The sequence below is a fragment of the Achromobacter sp. genome (assembly GCF_032102605.1).
GTDB lineage: Bacteria > Pseudomonadota > Gammaproteobacteria > Burkholderiales > Burkholderiaceae_B > Achromobacter.
This window is the reverse complement of sequence record NZ_DAMDGT010000012.1, coordinates 41,270-59,225: the sequence shown is the minus strand read 5'-3', so window position 1 is coordinate 59,225 and position 17,956 is coordinate 41,270. Positions and strand designations below refer to the sequence as shown.

The window sequence follows — 17,956 nt, the reverse complement described above, 5'->3', positions numbered from 1 at the left end:
CCGGGTCCAACTCCCCATAACCTATCCGTATTCAGAAGGCGCTCTCGCACCCTTGGACTCATTCCCTTCAAGCCACCTGCGGATCGCTTCCAGCGCTTCCGCCGATCTTGCGCGCCTGCTGCAAATGCAGCTTGATCTTCACCGAGTCCTTGCGGGCGGGAGCCAAAAACCCCTGCACCAGCAATTCGGACCCTAACGCGGTGTTTCTCAAGAGCAACGCCAGGTCTCCCAGTGCCACGGCGGCGATCGTCAATTCGACACGGCGCGGGTGGCCGGCTTCGATGACCTCCGACTCGTGTGCCAGCAGCATTTCCAGCGCTGGCAATCCGGCGGGGGTGTGGCGCAAAGGCTCGCATTCGAGAACGCGTGCGCTGAGTTCCAGCTTGTTCATCCTGCCAGGTACCGAGGGGACTTAATGGGAAGAGCTCTGCGTGAGCCCTGCTTACTCGGGCTGAGCCGCGACAGCTTCCGCCGAAGCCTTGCGGGCTTCTTCGCGCTCGACCGACTTCATCATGATCGACGGAGTGGTCTGGGCCTTCTTGGTCTTGATGACCAGGTGGCGCAGGACGGCATCGTTGTAGCGGAACGAGTGTTCCAGCTCATCCAGCGTGGCTTGGCCGCACTCGATGTTCAGGCAGACGTAGTGAGCCTTGACGAGCTTCTGGATCGGGTAGGCCAGTTGACGGCGGCCCCAGTCTTCCAGGCGGTGGATCGAGCCGCCTTGGCCCGTGACCAGCGCTTGGTAACGCTCGACCATGGCGGGCACTTGCTCGCTTTGGTCGGGGTGAACGATAAACACTACTTCGTAGTGACGCATGAGTAAAACTCCTTGAGGATGTCTTGCTGGCTGGTCGTCTTGCACCCGCGCTTTCCATCATGGGTGGATTTACATCATCGACGATCGCCGCAAGGGGCAGCCCGCAACCCAAAAACCATGGGTGGTCGAGCAAGAAAGCTCTCGATTATCACCGATTGGCTGCCTGCATGCAAGCCGCAGCCGCATCACGAAATAAGGGACGCGTTATTGGCCGGTTCGGCACCCGGCGCGACCGGTGCGTCCGCCGCAGTGATGGGCTGCGGCCGGTTGACCGCGCTGACCATGACATAGCTGATGATCATCAGCAGGAACCAAGAACCCAGCTTGGCGATGGAAACCAGCTGCCAGACCTGCGACTGGTTCGGATAGCGCCAGGCGTTGGCGAAGGTGCCGATGTTCTCGGCGAACCAGATGAAAAGCGCCACCAGCACGAAACCCAGCAGAAGCGGCATGCGGCGGTAGACGCGCCAGATGCGGAAGTACACCCAGGTCCGTGCGAACAGGATCGCCGTCATCGCAAACAGCGCCCACCGGAAATCCAAGACGTAATGGTGCGTGAAGAAATTCAGGTAGATCAGCACCGACAGCGCCACCGTGGCCGCCAGCGGCGGATGGGCACGGAACCGGAAGTCGAACAGTCGCCATACCCGGGCCAGGTAGCTGCCCACCGCGGCGTACATGAATCCGGTGAACAAGGGCACGCCGCCGATGCGCAGCACGCTGGCTTCGGGGTAGATCCACGAACCGGCGGCGGTCTTGAAGATCTCCATGCAGGTGCCCACCACATGGAACATCAGGATCACCCGAGCCTCGCTCCAGGTTTCCATGCGCAGTGCGAGCAACGCGGCCTGGATGCCGAGCGCCGCCAGGGTCAGGAAATCGTACCGGGCCAGTGCGGCATCCGGGGGATACCACCAATGCGTGCCCAGCAGCAAGGCGCACATCAGGCCTCCGAAGAGGCAAGCCCAGGCCTGCTTTACGCCGAAGCGGAAGAACTCGTAAAGCGCCACCCCGAAACGGCCGCGGTTGGCCAGATTGCTGGCCAGCCGCGTTTCCCAATGCTGCAGATCGGCGATAAGCGGCCAATCGCTGGCCGCCGGATGGCGCACGGCCGCTCAGCCTTCGACGACGGCGTAGGCCGAGTGATTGTGGATGGATTCGAAGTTCTCGGCTTCCACGCGATACCGCGCGATGCCGGGATGTGCATTCAGGCGGGCCGCCACGTCGCGCACGAGGTCCTCGACGAACTTGGGATTGTCGTAGGCGCGTTCGGTGACGAACTTTTCATCGGGCCGCTTGAGCAGGCCCCACAGCTCGCACGAGCCTTCCTCTTCGATGAGACGGATGACGCCATCCATGCCGATGTCTTCAGTCAGGATCGACGAAACCGTGACATGCGAGCGCTGGTTGTGGGCGCCGTATTCGGAAATGGCCTTGGAACACGGGCACAGGCTGGTGACGGGCACCTGCACGACGAGCTCGAACTCGACGCTGTCGGCCTGGGCGCGGGCGATCCACTGGACTTCGTAGTCCAGAAGGCTTTGCACGCCCGAGATAGGCGCGGACTTGTTGATGAAGTACGGGAACGAAGCGGTGATGTCGCCGCGTTCGGCGTTCAGCAGGGGCAGCATGTCGGCCGCCATGGCGCGGAACAGCTCGGGCGTCATCGGCGTGCTGCGATATTTTTCCAGCAGCGCCACGAAACGGGACATGTGGGTGCCCTTTTCTTCGGGCGGCAGGGCCACGGTCAACGTCCAGTTGGCCACGGTGCCTTGCACGGAGCCGTCGCCGCTTTGCACCAGCATGGGATGACGCACGCCGCGGATGCCAACGCGCTGGATCGGGATGTGTCGCGTGTCCGTGGAACTTTGGACGTCGGGCATCACGATGGCGGGGTCGATCGGAGAGTTCATTTCGGCTTACCTGTCCGGGCAGTCTGCCGTGTCGCACCGCGCTGGCCCGGTAATCTTGAGAGAGGGGCCATTATCGCCCAAGCGCGCGCAATCGCCAGGAATACCCTTTGGCGGGTAGGCGGCGGGACCGGAACAGTGTGTCTCAACCTTGCGCACGACTGCCGTCGTACTCGTGCGCAAGGAGGAGTCTTCAGTTCAGCAGGTCGGCGTAGCGCGCGCGGATCGATTGCTCGATGCCCGCCGCGTCCAGGCCCAGACCGGCCAGCAGAGCTGATTGCTCGCCGTGGTCGATGAACTCGTCGGGCAGTCCCAGTTGCAACACCGGAATCTGCACGCCGGCGGCGCTCAGGAGCTCGAGCACGGCGCTGCCCGCGCCGCCCATGATGCAGGCGTCTTCCACGGTGACGAACGCATCGTGCCGGTTCACCAGATCGAGGATCAGCTCGCGATCGATGGGCTTGACGAAGCGCATGTCGGCCACGGAGGCATCGAGCTTGCCGGCTGCGGCCAGCGCAGCCTGGACCAGCGTGCCAAAACCGAGGATGGCGATCTTCTTGCCTTCGCGCCGAACCACGCCCTTGCCCAGGGCCACGACGTCCAGGCTGTCCGCTTCGGCCGCGCCGCAGCCCGCGCCGCGCGGATAGCGGACCGACGCGGGGCCGGGGTGCTGATAACAGGTCGACAGCAGTAGGCGGGTTTCGTTTTCGTCCGAGGGGGTGGCGACCACCATGTTCGGCACACAGCGCAGGAAGGCGATGTCGTAGTTGCCGGCGTGCGTGGCGCCGTCGGCGCCGACGATGCCGGCGCGGTCCAGCGCGAATGTGACATCGAGATTCTGCAGGGCGACGTCATGGATGAACTGGTCGTAGCCGCGCTGCATGAACGTGGAGTAGATGGCGACGACCGGCTTCTGCCCTTCGCAGGCGACGCCCGCCGCAAAGGTGACGGCGTGCTGTTCAGCGATGCCCACATCGAAATACCGCTGCGGAAAGCGCTGCTCGAACTCCACCAGCCCGCTGCCCTCGCGCATGGCCGGCGTTACCGCAACCAGGCGCGTATCCTGCTGCGCCGTGTCGCACAGCCACTTGCCGAAAACCTGCGTGAAGGTGCGCTTGCCCGGCGCCTTGGATTGCTGGATGCCGACCGCGGGATCGAATTTGCCGGGACCGTGATACAGCACGGGATCGGCTTCGGCGAGCTTGTAGCCCTGCCCTTTCCGGGTGACCACATGCAGGAACTGCAGGCCTTCCAGGGCCTTCAGGTTCTGCAGCGTGGGAACCAGCGCGTCGAGATCGTGGCCGTCGATGGGACCCACGTAGTTGAAGCCGAATTCCTCGAACAGCGTGGCCGGCGTGACCATGCCCTTGGCATGCTCTTCGAAGCGGCGCGCAAGCTCAAGCACCGGCGGCACATGCTGCAGCACGGCCCGGCCCACATTCTTGGCCGCTGCGTAGAAACGCCCGGACATCAGGCGGGCCAGGTAGCGGTTCAGCGCCCCCACCGGCGGCGAGATCGACATGTCGTTGTCGTTCAGGATCACCAGCAGGTTGATGTTGGGCGTGACGCCGGCGTTGTTCATGGCTTCGAACGCCATGCCGGCCGACATCGCGCCATCGCCGATCACGGCGATGTGCTGGCGTTGCACGCCCGCATTGCGCGAAGCGACGGCCATGCCCAGCGCCGCCGAGATCGAGGTGGACGAATGGGCGGTGCCAAAGGCGTCGTATTCGGATTCGCTGCGCTTGGGGAAGCCCGAAATGCCGCCCTGCTGGCGCAGCTTGGCCATGCCGGCGCGACGGCCCGTCAGGATCTTGTGCGGATAGGACTGGTGGCCGACGTCCCAGACGATGCGGTCATGCGGTGTATCGAACACCTGGTGCAGCGCCAGCGTGAGTTCGACGGTGCCCAGGTTGGACGACAGATGCCCGCCCGTCTTGGAAACCGACTCAAGCACGAAGCCGCGCAGTTCGTCGGCAAGCTTTTTCAGTTCGCGACGATCCAGGCGCTTGAGGTCTGCCGGCGATTGAATGCGGTCCAATAAATCAGTCGTCATGCTTTTATGAGTTCGTTGGCCCGGCCTGCGAAGCGGCCGGGCTGGTCACGGATCAGCGGTCTCGAAGAACGATGAAGTCGGCCAACTGGGCGAGGCGCGCGCCGGCATCCCCGAGGGGAGCCAGGGCCGCCAGGGCCGCCACGCGCAGTTCCTCGGCAAATGCCCGGGCGTCCGCCAGGCCCAGCAGCGAAACGTAGGTAGGCTTGTTTTCCGCGGCGTCCTTGCCCGGCGTCTTGCCCAGGCTGGCGCTGTCGGCGGTGACGTCAAGGATGTCGTCGACCACCTGGAAAGCCAGGCCCATGGCCTGCGCGTAGGCGTCCAGTGCCTGGCGCGAGGCCGAGCTGGCGCCCGCCACGATGCCGCCCAGCGCCACGCTGCAAGCCAGCATGGCGCCGGTCTTCATGCCGTGCATCGTCTGGAGTTCATCGCGCGACAGCGAGCGGCCGACGCTGAACAGGTCGATGGCCTGCCCGCCCGCCATGCCCTGGCTGCCGGCGGCGCGCGCCAGCGACTGGGTGGCCTGGACGATCAGCGCCGGGGCGATCGGCATGGAGGCCAGCAGGTCGAACGCCAGCGGCTGCAGCGCGTCGCCCGCCAGCATGGCGGTGGCTTCGTCGAACTGCACGTGCGTGGTGGGCCGGCCGCGGCGCAGGGTGTCGTCATCCATGCAGGGCAGATCGTCATGGATCAGCGAGTACGCATGGATCAGTTCCACGGCGGCGGCCGCGCGGTCGAGCGAAGCCTCGATGGCCAGCACGCTGCCGCTGACCGGGCAGGCCTGCCCGGCGGCATAGACCAGCGCGGCGCGCACGCGCTTGCCGCCGCCCAGAACGGCGTACCGCATGGCTTCGTGCAACCGCGAAGGCAGCGCGTCCGCGGGAGGCAGGAGGTCGTCGAGCACGTCCTCGACGTGATGCGCACGGCCCTGCAACCACTCGGGAAAAGCGAGTTGAATTTGCTTCATCGGGTTCTTATTCGTCATCCAGCGCCGCGGGGTCCAGCGGACGCAGCAGGTCGCCCTCGAGGACCTTGACCTGCTGTTCGGCCTGCGCCAGGCGATCCTGGCAGACCCGCGTGAGCGCCACGCCGCGCCGGTAGGCAGCCAGCGATTGCTCGAGCGGCAGCGAGCCGTCTTCCATGGCCGCGACCAGCGATTCGAGTTCGGCCAGGGCCGTTTCGAAATCCTGGGGCAAGGGACGATCGTCGTTCTGCGGATCAGCTTGTGTGGGGTTGGCCAAACGGGCCTCCGGGGGCACTAGGGGTGGATCAATCCGTGAATTGTACGAGATAGCCACGCGCGCCCCGGATGCCCTGTGCGAGTCAGGCCGGTCCGCCGGCCAGGCCCGCCACCGCCGCCAGCAGCGCCGGGGCCACGCGGGCTCGCAAGTGCGCTTCTTCGAGCAGGCCTGCGGGCCCGCCGCAGCTCATGACGAAGACGCCCTCGCCTGTGATGGACGTGAATGGCACGGCAACGGCGTTGATGCCGGACTGCCAGTCGCCGATGGCAAAGCAGCATCCCGTTTGCGCCAGGTCGGCGCGGGCGCGCTCGACCGCCCCGGGGGTGGGAGCCGCGGCGCCCAGGCGCGCCAGGACGGCGACGCGATCGGGTTCGGGCAGGCTGGCCAGATAGGCCCGGCCCATGGCGCTGTCCAGCGTGGCGCGGTAACCGACCGGCAGGCGCAAATACAAGGCGGAGGATCCGTGGATGGCTTCAACGTAGGTCATGGCATCGCCGTCGAAGGCGCCCAGCGCGACGGCGCCGCCGGTCTCGCGCGCCAGATCGGTCATGGAGGCCTTGGCCAGTTCGCGGACCTCGAGCCCTGCCAGCAGGCCGAAACCCAGCGCCAGCACGCCATAGCCAGGCGAATACTTGCCGGTGTCCGGGTGGTATCGCAGGTAGCCCAGTTCGGTGAGCGTGTAGGTGATCCGGCTGATGGTGGGCTTGGGCAAGCCGGTCAGGCGCGCCAAATCAAGGTTGCCAAGCGCGGTGACGCCATGCCGAAAGCAGCGCAATACATCCAGCCCGCGCGCCAGCGCGGTAATGAAATCGGGCGAGTTGGCGCCTTCGGAGGCCCCGGCGGCGCGCTTGCGGCGCGCGGGCAGGCTCAGTTCCAGCTTCTGGTCGGGCTTGGATGGCGGTTGCGTGGGGCGCCGGGCGTCAGAAAATGATTGCATTTCTATTCGCTTCGTTTTTATAGTTTATTCCGGAATACAAAATTAAATTCCATATCGCGGAATTTAATCCAACCAAGGAGACTTGGCAAGCCACCCGAGATGCATCGCATCGCGCCGGCCAAGCCAGGCCCGACGACCATCCTGACCACGCGATTCCAAGGGGAAAACATGATTCGCAACAGCTTCAAACTGCTCGCCACCCTGATGCTCAGCGCCGCCGCACTGGGCGCCCACGCAGAAACGTATCCCGCACGGCCGATCAAGGTGATTTCGCCCTTTCCGGCCGGGGGCGCCACCGATGTGCTGACGCGCGTCCTGGCCGAGCGCATGGCCAAGAACCTGGGCCAGCCCATGATCGTCGAAAACAAGGCCGGCGCGGGCACGTCCATCGGCGCGGCCTTCGTTTCGCGCGAAGCGCCTGACGGCTACACCATCCTGATGGCCACCAACTCGACGCTGGTCACCAATCGCTATCTCTATAAGGAGTTGCCGTACGATCCGGACGGCTTCGCCAAGATCGGCATGGTGGGCGTGGGCCCGCTGGTCCTTTTGTCCAGCCCCAAGCGGCCGTTCAACAGCACCCAGGACGTGGTGGCCTACGCCAAGCAGAATCCGGGCAAGCTCACCTTCGCAACGTTTGGCCCCGGCACGTCATCGCACCTGGCCGGCGAACTGTTCAAGGAACGCGCGGGCATCGACATCCTGCACGTGCCCTTCAAGGGCGCCACGCAGGCCCTGCCCGCTTTGGTCAGCGGCGACGTGGACCTGTTCTTCGACATGGTCGCCACCGGCATGCCGCAAGCCGACGCCGGCAAGGTCAAGGTCTTCGCGATCACCAGCCCCACGCGCCTGGCCACCCAGCCCAATTTGGGCACGCTGGCAGAACAGGGCTACCCGTCGTTCGACATGACCGCCTGGTTCAGCTTCGTGGCGCCGAAGGGCACGCCGGCCGCCGTGGTCGACAGGCTGCAGACGGCCCTGACCGAAACCTTGCAGGACGAATCGGTGAAAAAGCGCCTGCTGGACATGGGCATCGATCCGCGCTCGGGCACCGCGGCCGAACTGGACAAGCAGATCAAGACCGAGCAGCCGATCGTGTCGCAACTCATCAAGCAGGCCAACATCGTCCTGCAGTAAACCTGGGTTCGCCACGCACGGTTTCGTGACAAAACGTTCGCGGACCGCCGGCCCGCGATCGCTGGTCCGCAGCCCTGCCGTGGACCGGTTTCTTCCACCGACAGCGCCAATCGGCCCTGTCGGTTTTTTACGTGCGGCCTAACCCCTGGATACAGAAATCGGCTCGCCCCCGCTGCTAAGGTAAGGCGCACGAAGCCGAACATCCCGCGGGAGCCCGATGACTGACAATGAAGACCGATACGCCCGTCTGGACTCAGCCCGATGGCTGGCGGCGGTGGCCGTCGTGTTGTTGCACAGCGCCGCGCTCATCGTCAGCGACCCCGCCGCCCACGGCCGCGGGGCGTGGCTGGCAGCCAATCTGTATGACTCCGCTGCCCGGTGGTGCGTGCCCGTCTTCGTCATGGTGAGCGGCGCGCTGCTGCTCGACCCCGACAAGCCCCAGGACGCGCGTCGTTTCTACAGCCGGCGGCTGGCCCGCATCTGCGCCCCCCTGTTGTTCTGGACGCTGTTCTACCTGGCGTGGCGGACCGGCCTGGACTGGTGGGACGATGGCCGGATCGATTTTTCGTTCTGGCCGCGCAAGGTCGCCCAAGGCGAGCCCTACTACCACCTGTGGTACCTGTACATGATCGTGGGCCTGTACCTTTTCGCCCCACTGGTCCGTCTGCTTTATGCACGCAGCACGCCGCGGGCGCGCTCGTTGTGGGTCGTCGGCATCCTGGGCGTGGCCATCCTGGATTCCCTGTACCGCCGAGCCCTTGGCGCGCCTCACGGTTTCTTCCTGACGTGGTTCCTCCCCTATCTGGGCTACTTCGTGGCGGGCCGGCTGATATTCGACGGCGAGCTGCGGATCCCGCGACCCGGGCTGATGCTGGCCGCGAGCGTGGCCGCCACGGCGCTGGGCGTCACGCTCATGTCCGACGGTCATGCCCTGGACACCTACTTCTACGATTACTTCAGCCTGACGGTGCCGTTCATGTCGCTGGCCGCGTTCCAGTGGATCGTGTCGTCACCCAGGCTGCCACGGCTGGCGGCGCTTGCGCCTCTGACGTTCGGCGTATACCTGATCCACCCGGTCTTCCTGGACGTTGCACGCCGAGCCGGCGCCTTCTCCGGTGGAGATCGCGACGCGTGGATCGTGCCATTGCTGACGATGATGGTGTTCGCGCTGTCGGCCGCCAGCAGCTGGCTGTTGCGACGCCATCCAGCCACACGCAGGCTCGTCTGAAAGACCTACGGCGCGAAGGGTTAATCCACGTTTGCGCAAGGTCAACCCTGCCCCGGCGTTTTCAGGGAAGGCCTAGGCTTTCCTGCCGGGCGTCGCACAGGCCCTTGGGGTACAATTCACGGCTTATTTGATCGGCCAGACACCGATTTTTCTTCGCGCCAGAACGGATTTAGCCAGGCACGCATTCATGAACAGGCCGCCCCGAAAAAACTTTCGGGGAACCTGGCCTGAACAAAAGCGCTTGGCGAAGCTCAAACCGTCCTGGCTTTTTTATCCGAGCGGAGGGAATCATGACCGACATCGGTCGGATGGCACATGTCGTGCCAGCTCGCACCCAGCTACCCGTCAGCGCATATTTTGACGAAGCCCTCTTTGCCCGCGAGCAAGAACTCATTTTCAAGCAATCCTCGCTTTACGTCGGCCACCAGAAGTTGGTGCCCGAAGTCGGGGATTGGCGTACGTTGGTTCAGGAAAACGGAGGGCGCACGCTGGTTCGCAACCAGCAAGGCGTCGACCTCATCTCAAATGTCTGCCGCCACCGTCAGGCTTTGATGCTTGGCGGCGAAGCCGGCAACGTGGCGGGCAACTGCAATACGCACGGCAACCTGAAGGCCACGGGCGGCAACATCGTCTGCCCGCTGCATCGCTGGACGTACAACAACCACGGTGAGTTGTTGGGCGCGCCCCAGTTCGAGACCACGCCCTGCATGAACCTGCAGAAGTTCCGCCTGCGCGATTGCCATGGGCTGCTGTTTGAAGGCCCGCGCGATCCGGCCTCGGACATGGCGCCGCTGTTCGCGCGGCCCGAGTTCGACTTCGGCGACTACGTGCTCGACCACGTGGAAGTGCATCAGTGCAACTACAACTGGAAGACCTTCATCGAGGTCTACCTCGAGGACTACCACGTCGGTCCCTTCCACCCGGGACTCGGGCGCTTCGTCACGTGCGACGACCTGACCTGGGAGTTCAACGACTGGTACAGCCTGCAGAAGGTTGGCGTGCATAACGCGCTGGCGCAGCCGGGTTCGGATGTCTACAAGCAGTGGCACGATCGCCTGCTGTCGTTCCGCGACGGCGACGCGCCGGATTTCGGCGCGGTCTGGGTCACCTACTTCCCGACCCACATGATCGAGCTCTACCCGCACGTACTCGTGCTGTCCACGCTGTACCCGAAGGGCCCGCAGGAAACCATCAACGTCGTCGAGTTCTACTACCCCGAGGAAATCGCGGCGTTTGAACGCGAATTCGTCGAGGCGCAGCGCGCGGCCTATATGGAAACGGCCATCGAAGACGACGAGATCGCCGAACGCATGGACGCGGGCCGCAAGGCCCTGATGCTGCGCGGCGTGAACGAGACCGGCCCCTACCAGTCGCCCATGGAAGACGGCATGCAGCACTTTCACGAGTGGTATCGCCGCATCATGCAAGACGTGTAGTTTCCACATCGGCACTACGGACGAACAAAGGGCCTCGCAATCGCGAGGCCCTTTTTCTTCCAGGCGCGGATCAGCGTCCGGTCACGCCCGCGACCGTCCGTTCACCGATGGCAAGCCCCACCGTCATGCCGACGCCGGAATGCATGACCGCCACGGTGGTGGCCTTGTCCACCGGCAGCACCGAGAACGGCGCCGGGCCATGCGCGCCGTATACGCCCTGCCAGCGCTCCAGCACGCGCAACCGCGCGCCCAACGCCTGGGACGCGAGGTCCAGCATGGCGTCGTCGACGGCCTCGTCGTTGAAAGGCGGCGCGTCCTGCCCGTACCGGTGCGAGTCGCCGATGATCAGTTCGCCATACGGCGTGGGGCTGATCAGCAGATGAATGCCGTTCTCCAGCAACATCGGGGTGCGCGCCTGGATCACGTTCCGCAGCGCGTGCGCCGATGGCAGGTCGGAGAAGGCGCCGTAATGCACGCAGGACAGGCCCGTCAGCAACGGACGGTCCAATGCGATGGGATTCGTCTCGAAGGCCGCGCGCAGCATCTGCAGTCGCGTGACCTCCAGGTTCAACGGCGCGAAGTGTTCGGGCAGCAGGGTCAGGTAGTCATGGCCCGGGCACACGAAGACGTGCGAGGCCTTGAAGTCCCCGGCCGTCGTGCAGACTTCGCCATTTTCCACGGCACGCGCCAGCGTTCCGGTGATGAAGGCGACCTTGAGCGACGATTCCAGATAACGCGTGATGGCGGGAAGCGCCTCTCGCGAATAGATCTGCAGGTCGTCATGGCCGCGCAGCGCCATGCAGTGATGGGCGAGCTGGCCGTCATACAGGCCGGCCACATCGCGGCCGGACAGCAGTTCGGCGCGATACCCTTCCTGCCGCATGCGCGTGTCGGCGAACTCCTGGAGGACGTCGGCTTCGTCGGCATTGCGCGCCAGCACCAGCGCGCCGTTGGCGCGGACATGGAAGCCTGCGCTGGCGGCCAGGTCCAGCCACAACTCACGCGACTGTTGAGCGTGCGACAGCATGGCGCCGGGCGCCTGCCCCGTCACGATGACCTGGCCGAAGTTGCGGACCGTGGCGCCGTGCGCCTGGCGGCTGCGTTCGATGACGGCCACGGACAGCCCGCGCTTGGCGGCCGCCCAGGCGTGCGCGATGCCGAGCATGCCCGCACCCACCACGATTACGTCGAATGTTTTCATCTTCGGAATACTGCAAGAAGGATTGCTGGGAAGCCCTGCGCGGGCTTCCCGATGCGCGGCGGCCTCTTGCCGCCGCGTGGTCATGGATCTACTTCTTCTTGGGCTCCGACTTGCCGTCGTAGCGCTTGGTCCATTCCGCGATGATGCGGTCGCGGTTGGTGGCGGCCCACGTGAAGTCGTTCTTGATCATGCGCGAAGTCAGGTCAGCCGGCAGGTTCGGATTGGCCGTGGCGATCGAGGGGATCGCCAGCACCGCGAAGTTGGCCTTGTAGAGTTCGTTGGCTTCACGGCTGGCGGAGAAGTCGGCCAGCTTGCGGGCGGCTTCCAGATTCTTGGTGCCCTTCATGATGGCGGTGGCTTCCACTTCCCAGCCCAGGCCTTCCGACGGGAAGACGGCTTCAACCGGCGCGCCGTCGGCCTTCAGCTTGGCGGCGCGGTAGTCGAAAGAAATGCCGATCGGGAACTCGCCGGCGGCGGCCATGTTGCAGGGCTTGGAGCCCGAGTGCGTGTACGAGCCGATGTTCTTGTGCAGGGCGTCCATGTAGGCCCAGCCCTTCTCTTCGCCGAAGATCTGCAGCCATGCGCTGACATCCAGGAATCCGGTGCCCGACGACGCCGGGTTCGGCATGACGATCTTGCCGGCGTACACCGGCTTGGTCAGGTCCTGCCAGGACGTGGGCTTGGGCAGCTTCTGCTTTTCGGCTTCGATCGTGTTGAAGCAGATGGCGGCGGCGTAGCCGTCCATGCCGACCCACGACGGCTCGGCCTTGGCGTCGCGCATGTTGGCGGCGATCTGGTCCAGGCCCTTCGGGGCGTAAGGCTGCAGCATGCCTTCCTTGTCCATCAAGCCCAGCGCCGTACCGGCCAGGCCCCAGACCACGTCGGCCTTCGGATTGCTTTTCTCGGCCAGCAGCTTGGCAGCGATGATGCCGGTGGAGTCGCGCACCCACTGGATCTTGATATCGGGATTCGCCTTTTCGAACGCGGCCTGGTAGGCCTTGATCTGGTCGGCTTCCAACGCCGTGTAGACGGTCAGGGTGGTCTCGGCAGAGGCAGCGCCCATCACGCCCGTCAGGGCGGCAGCCAGTGCAAGCAGCTTGTAGCGATTCATGCGGAACTCCGTAGGTAAGCGGAAAAGTAGGGTGAACAAGGTCCCCGCTGCCGGCGGCTGCCGGTTGCGGATGGCGGGGGGATAAGGAAAGGCGCCCGACGGCCGGGCGGCGGGCTTCTAGATCAAGGGCGTTCGCCTCGCGCCAGACGGGCCTCGATATCGGTGATCACGGCGGGCAGGTCGGCCACCGTGTCGATCAGGTAATGCGAGGTGACGGACGCCAGTTCCTGGCGGGCGGCGGCGCGCGCGGCCTCGCGGCCGGACTCGTCCAGGCCCAGATATTCCTCGAGCGTGAGGCCAGCGGCATTGCCCGACAGCAGCAGACCCACCGTCCACATTCCGGCGCGGCGGCCTTCCTCGATGCCGGGCGCCGTGTCGTCGACCTTGATGCAGGCCGCAACGTCGAACACACCCAGTTCCACGACGTTCTTCAAGGCCATGGCGGGCGCCGGACGCGCACGCGGCACGTCATCGCTGGCGACGATGCAGTCGGGCGCAAGGCCTTCGGCGGCGCCGCGCTCGACCACGCGCCGCATGACGCTGTCGGGGTAGCCGGAACACGAGCCGATCTTCAGGCCGCGCTGGCGCAGTGCGCGCAGCAGTTCGGCGGCGCCGGGGATGGCCGCGGAATATTGCGCGACCTTTTCGAGCTGCATCGGCAGAAAGCGCTCGTAGATGGCGGTGACGTCGTCGTCGGTGGGCAGTCGGCCGAACCGCGCCTGGTACTGGCTGGCGATGGCGGGCTGGTCGCACAGGGCACGGATGTGGTCCCACTTGCCCATGCCCATCGGGCCGCGGGCTTCCTTCAGCGACACTTCCATGCCGAACTGCGAGAACGCATCCACGAACACTTTGGTTGGGGCGAAGGAGCCGAAGTCGACCAGCGTGCCGGCCCAGTCGAAGATCACCGCTTCAAGGCGGACGGGCAAGGGTTGAACAGTCATGAGGGTCATCCAGTAAAAATGGTCGATCAACGGGCCACGGGGCGGCGCCATGCCTGGCTGCGCGCCACCAGGGCGCGGCTGGCCAGGTGCAGCGCCAGCGCGGCAACGGCGGAACTGGCCATGATCACGGTGCACATCGCGGCGGCCGGTCCGATAAAGCCGGCATCGTCCATGTTAAGCACGGCGACGGCCGCCAGCACGGTGGACGGGCTGTAGAGGAACACCACGGCCGACACCGTCGTCATGGCCGAGACAAACAGGTAGCGGGCGACGTCCAGCGCCGCGGGCAGGCACATGGGCAGGGTCACGCGCAGAAAGGTGGTGATCCGGGGAACCTTGAGCGACGCGGAAGCCGCTTCGAATTCGGGATCCAGCGCATTCAGCGCGGTGCAGGCCGTCAGGTGGGCGCTGGTATAGAAGTGCACGACCGTGCACAGCACCAGCAGCGGCATCGTTCCGTACAGGACATTCAGCGGATTCACAGGGCTGTTGAAGAAGAAGATGTAGCCCAGGCCCAGCACCAGCCCGGGCACCGCCATGGGCATCAGCGCCAGCATTCCCGCCATGCCCCGCAGGCCGCGCGCCATCCCGGCGCGCGCCGGCACTTTTTCCATCATCCATGCGCCGGCAAAGACCACCACGGTGCCCACCAGCGCCGTGCAGAACGCCAGCTGCAGGCTGTTGCGCCAGGCAAGCCAGCCGCCGCCGTCCATGTTGTCGAAGTCGTACGAACGCAGCGACATGGACAGGTTGTACGGCCACATCTTCACGAACGAGGCCCAGACCGCCACGCCGATGATCAACAGCAGGAATGCCGCCATCACCGTAGCCAGCGCCAGGAACGCGGCGTCGCGCCGGCCATTGACGCCCGGCGCATAAGGCTGGGCGCGGCCGCTCATCTGGGCGCCCTGGCGGGCACGCAGGCGGCGGTCCAGAACGAAGGTCAACAGCGCCGGCAACAGCAACAGGATGCCGATCGCCGCCCCCTTCGGGAAATTCTGCTGGCCGACCACCGCCTTGTAGGCTTCCATGGCAAGCACGTTGTAATCGCCGCCCACCACCTTCGGCACGCCGAAGTCCGTGACGGTCAGCGTGAACACCACGCAGCAGGCAGAGAACACCGCATAGCGCGTGCCGGGCAGCGTGACCGTCAGGAAGGTGCGCCACGGCCCCGCGCCCATGGCGCGCGCGGCGTCAAAGAGCCGCCCGTCCGCCAGCGCCAGGCCGGTCAAGAGAATCATGAGGGCATGCGGGAAGGTGTAGAAGGCCTCGCCCACGACGATGCCCCAGAAACCATAGATGGTGGCGCCGCCAGTCAGGCCCTTGAGCAGGCCCTGGTTGCCCAGCAGGTACACCAGCGCGATGCCGGGCAACAGCGACGGCGCCAGCAACGGCAGCAGTGCGATGGTGCGCAACAGGCCCTTGCCTGCAAGGCGGGTGCGAGTCAGTCCATAGGCGAATCCGTAAGCGCAGGGCACGACCAGCATAGTCGTCACCACGCCCACCGCAAGGCTGCGGCCGACCATGGCCAGAAAGCCATCGGCGCCGATGATGCCGGCGATGACCGCCAGGCCGGCCCAACCGCCATCGCTGTCGGTGACGGATTTGACCAGGATCGCCGCCAAGGGCAGGGCCAGGAATACCAGCAGGCCAAGCGCCAGGCCGCCCTGCCCCAGCGTCAGGCCCAACGCGCCGATCCATCCGGGCAGCGGGCGGCGGCCGAGCGCGGGGACGGGTGCGGCGGCGGCCGGGACTGGCTGGGTCGCAGGCGCGGAAATCGGGGCCGGCTGGGCCATCGTGCGAGCGTTCGTCACGGCCGGATCAAGCGTAGGCGCGTATCGCATGGCGCGGCAGCTCCACCCAGCAGCGGCTGGCGGCGTGAGGGCCCAGCAGGGCATCTCCGGTTTCGGGAGACACGATGGAATGGACGGTGGCGCCGGGCACCCCTTCCAGACGCAAGGCCAGGCGGTAGCTGCGGCCCAGGAACACGCCGTCCAGCACGTCCGCCAGCATGGCATTGGGCTCGTCGGGCTTGGCCATGCTTACCCGAACGGCTTCGGGGCGCACGAACAGCTTGCCCGCGCCCGTATCCAGCGCGGTGTCCACCGCCAGTTCCTGGCGGCCCACTCGGGCGCGGTGGGCGTCGATGCGCTCGAACGGCAGCCAGTTGGCCTCGCCCACGAAGTCGGCGATGAACTTTGATCCCGGCTGACGATAGAGCTCCCGGGGCGTGCCGTATTGTTCAATGACGCCGCCGTTCATCACGGCGATGCGATCGGCCATCACCATGGCCTCTTCCTGGTCATGCGTCACCATCAATGTGGTGATCGAGAGCCGTTTCTGCAGCGCTCGCAATTCGATGCGCAGGTGCTCGCGCACCCGGGCGTCCAGGGCCGACATGGGCTCATCGAGCAGCAGCAGGGACGGCGACGGCGCAAGCGCGCGCGCCAGGGCGACGCGCTGCTGCTGGCCGCCAGAGATCTGGCCCGGATATTTCTGCGCCGCGCCAGCCAGGCCAACCAGGGTCAGCATTTCCTCGACGCGGGCGGCGACGTGGCTGCGATGGGCGCGTTTGCCGCTCAGGCCATAGGCCACGTTCTGGGCCACGGTCAGATTTGGGAACAGCGCGTAGGACTGGAACAGGATGCCGTAGTCGCGCTCCTGGGGCTCGGCATTGGAGATATCCCGTCCGGACAGCACGATGGCGCCGCTGTCCTGCCGCTCCAGGCCGGCGATGGCGCGCAACAGCGTCGTCTTGCCGCAACCCGACGGCCCCAACAGGCAAACCAGCTCTCCGGCGCGGATATCGAGCGAAACGTCGGCCAGCGCCGTGTGGCTGCCGAATCGCTTCACAAGATTCTGCACGGATAGAAAGGCGGTATCGCGTTGGGGCATGGTGCCTCCGGTCTGGGAACGAAGGCAGTATGGAAGGCGCGTATTGAGCGTTTATGACACTTCGCGCAAATGCAGTAATAAAAACATCAAATTATTTTGGTGTACTGGCGGTCTTGCGCATTGCGTCCCTCCTCCGCCCCCACCATCGTGCTCGTCGCCGAACTCAAATCCTTCTACGCAGTGGCCCGCTGCGGCACCGTCACCAAGGCCGCCGCCCAGCTTGGCGTGAGCCAGCCCACGGTGACCGGGCAACTGCGCCAGCTGGAATCGCGCTACGGCATCGAACTGTTCCACCGCCAAGGGCGTGGGATGCGGCTGTCCGACGCGGGCCAGAGCCTGATGCCGATGGTGGAAAAACTGGTGCAGCAGGAAACCGAGATCGACTTCCGGCTGCGCGATGCCAGCGATCTGCGTGAAGGCAACCTGCGCATCGGCGCCACCGGCCCCTACTACATCATGGACACGGTGCGGCGCTACAACCAGCGCTATCCCGGGATCGACCTGACCGTCACGATCGGCAATTCGCAGTCGATGCTGCAGGCGCTGCACGACTACCGCATCGAGATTGCCACGTCGTCCTTTCTGATGGATGACAAGCATCTGTACCGCCGCAAGATCGCGGCGGACCCGATCCGGGTCGTGACCCATCGCGCCCATCCGCTGGCCCGGTTGGGGCAGGTCCGGCTGGCCGACCTGGCCCAGCACGCGCTGCTGCTGCGCGAGCCCGGTTCGATGACCCGCCAGCTGACTGAAGAAGCGCTGCAAGCCGCCGGCGTAACGGTGCGCCGCACGCTGGAAATCGGCAGCCGCGAATCGATCCGGCAAGCCATCCTGTGCGAACTGGGCATCAGCCTGATCCCGTCGCGCGAAATCCCTTCCCATCCCGATCTGGCGGCCCTGGACATCCAGGACGCCGGCATCGTGATGAATGAGTACCTGTACTGCCTGCGCGAGCGCCAACCGGTGCAGCTTATCGCGCGCTTTCTGGAGATGGCGCCGGCAGCCGGCTGACCTGTTGCGGTCACTGCCCGCCTCTTCCCCTTGCG

17 protein-coding genes are annotated in these 17,956 nt (G+C 65.5%); 4 read left to right on the top strand and 13 right to left on the bottom strand.

All coding sequences use genetic code 11. The annotated features are described in order from the left end of the window. Window positions 1-67 precede the first annotated feature (67 nt). The 8 genes from priB to RT614_RS22670 all read right to left on the bottom strand — a co-directional run bounded on the left by priB (window position 68) and on the right by RT614_RS22670 (window position 6,958). The gene (gene priB / locus RT614_RS22705) at window positions 68-391 is read right to left on the bottom strand and encodes a primosomal replication protein N (protein WP_076519706.1); all 324 of its coding nucleotides are present in this window, start codon (window positions 389-391) and stop codon (window positions 68-70) included. Between the two features lie 51 nt (window positions 392-442). Further along, the gene (gene rpsF, locus RT614_RS22700; RefSeq protein ID WP_008164226.1) at window positions 443-817 is read right to left on the bottom strand and encodes a 30S ribosomal protein S6; all 375 of its coding nucleotides are present in this window, start codon (window positions 815-817) and stop codon (window positions 443-445) included. 185 nt (window positions 818-1,002) lie between these two features. Then, window positions 1,003-1,926: a DUF817 domain-containing protein gene (locus RT614_RS22695; RefSeq protein ID WP_313624425.1), complete on the bottom strand. Its 924-nt coding sequence runs from the start codon at window positions 1,924-1,926 to the stop codon at window positions 1,003-1,005. Window positions 1,927-1,932: 6 nt separating this feature from the next. Continuing rightward, a complete protein-coding gene (folE2, locus tag RT614_RS22690; protein WP_313624424.1) occupies window positions 1,933-2,730 on the bottom strand; it encodes a GTP cyclohydrolase FolE2 in 798 nt (265 codons plus the stop codon). A 190-nt stretch (window positions 2,731-2,920) separates the two neighbouring features. Further along, entirely contained in the window at window positions 2,921-4,783 is a 1,863-nt protein-coding gene (dxs, locus tag RT614_RS22685) for a 1-deoxy-D-xylulose-5-phosphate synthase (RefSeq protein ID WP_313624423.1), read from the bottom strand. 52 nt (window positions 4,784-4,835) lie between these two features. Then, window positions 4,836-5,747: a farnesyl diphosphate synthase gene (locus RT614_RS22680; RefSeq protein WP_313624422.1), complete on the bottom strand. Its 912-nt coding sequence runs from the start codon at window positions 5,745-5,747 to the stop codon at window positions 4,836-4,838. 7 nt (window positions 5,748-5,754) lie between these two features. After that, the gene (locus tag RT614_RS22675) at window positions 5,755-6,021 is read right to left on the bottom strand and encodes an exodeoxyribonuclease VII small subunit (RefSeq protein ID WP_313624421.1); all 267 of its coding nucleotides are present in this window, start codon (window positions 6,019-6,021) and stop codon (window positions 5,755-5,757) included. 82 nt (window positions 6,022-6,103) lie between these two features. Next, on the bottom strand, window positions 6,104-6,958 hold the full coding sequence (locus tag RT614_RS22670; protein ID WP_313624420.1) for an IclR family transcriptional regulator: 855 nt from the start codon (window positions 6,956-6,958) through the stop codon (window positions 6,104-6,106). Window positions 6,959-7,126: 168 nt separating this feature from the next. On the opposite strand from RT614_RS22670, the gene RT614_RS22665 reads away from it, so the two are divergent. The 3 genes from RT614_RS22665 to RT614_RS22655 all read left to right on the top strand — a co-directional run bounded on the left by RT614_RS22665 (window position 7,127) and on the right by RT614_RS22655 (window position 10,759). Then, the gene (locus RT614_RS22665; RefSeq protein ID WP_313624419.1) at window positions 7,127-8,095 is read left to right on the top strand and encodes a tripartite tricarboxylate transporter substrate binding protein; all 969 of its coding nucleotides are present in this window, start codon (window positions 7,127-7,129) and stop codon (window positions 8,093-8,095) included. A 217-nt stretch (window positions 8,096-8,312) separates the two neighbouring features. Then, window positions 8,313-9,323, top strand: coding sequence for an acyltransferase family protein (locus tag RT614_RS22660; RefSeq protein WP_313624418.1), 1,011 nt, complete (start codon window positions 8,313-8,315; stop codon window positions 9,321-9,323). A gap of 290 nt (window positions 9,324-9,613) precedes the next feature. Beyond that, window positions 9,614-10,759 (top strand): aromatic ring-hydroxylating dioxygenase subunit alpha, encoded by a 1,146-nt coding sequence (locus RT614_RS22655; protein WP_313624417.1) that lies wholly within the window; start codon window positions 9,614-9,616, stop codon window positions 10,757-10,759. Between the two features lie 70 nt (window positions 10,760-10,829). Here the strand turns inward: RT614_RS22655 and RT614_RS22650 are convergent, their stop codons facing one another. The 5 genes from RT614_RS22650 to RT614_RS22630 all read right to left on the bottom strand — a co-directional run bounded on the left by RT614_RS22650 (window position 10,830) and on the right by RT614_RS22630 (window position 16,910). Next, the gene (locus tag RT614_RS22650; RefSeq protein ID WP_313624416.1) at window positions 10,830-11,960 is read right to left on the bottom strand and encodes a TIGR03364 family FAD-dependent oxidoreductase; all 1,131 of its coding nucleotides are present in this window, start codon (window positions 11,958-11,960) and stop codon (window positions 10,830-10,832) included. Window positions 11,961-12,048: 88 nt separating this feature from the next. After that, window positions 12,049-13,071, bottom strand: coding sequence for a putative 2-aminoethylphosphonate ABC transporter substrate-binding protein (locus tag RT614_RS22645; protein WP_313624415.1), 1,023 nt, complete (start codon window positions 13,069-13,071; stop codon window positions 12,049-12,051). A gap of 122 nt (window positions 13,072-13,193) precedes the next feature. Next, window positions 13,194-14,024 (bottom strand): phosphonoacetaldehyde hydrolase, encoded by an 831-nt coding sequence (gene phnX, locus RT614_RS22640; protein ID WP_313624496.1) that lies wholly within the window; start codon window positions 14,022-14,024, stop codon window positions 13,194-13,196. Window positions 14,025-14,041: 17 nt separating this feature from the next. Further along, window positions 14,042-15,859: a putative 2-aminoethylphosphonate ABC transporter permease subunit gene (locus RT614_RS22635; protein WP_409558509.1), complete on the bottom strand. Its 1,818-nt coding sequence runs from the start codon at window positions 15,857-15,859 to the stop codon at window positions 14,042-14,044. Further along, window positions 15,837-16,910: a putative 2-aminoethylphosphonate ABC transporter ATP-binding protein gene (locus RT614_RS22630; RefSeq protein ID WP_313624414.1), complete on the bottom strand. Its 1,074-nt coding sequence runs from the start codon at window positions 16,908-16,910 to the stop codon at window positions 15,837-15,839. Before RT614_RS22630 ends, RT614_RS22635 begins: the two co-directional genes overlap by 23 nt. A 147-nt stretch (window positions 16,911-17,057) precedes the next feature. Between RT614_RS22630 and RT614_RS22625 the strand changes: the two genes are divergently transcribed. Continuing rightward, window positions 17,058-17,921 (top strand): LysR family transcriptional regulator, encoded by an 864-nt coding sequence (locus RT614_RS22625; protein WP_313624494.1) that lies wholly within the window; start codon window positions 17,058-17,060, stop codon window positions 17,919-17,921. Window positions 17,922-17,956: the final 35 nt, after the last annotated feature.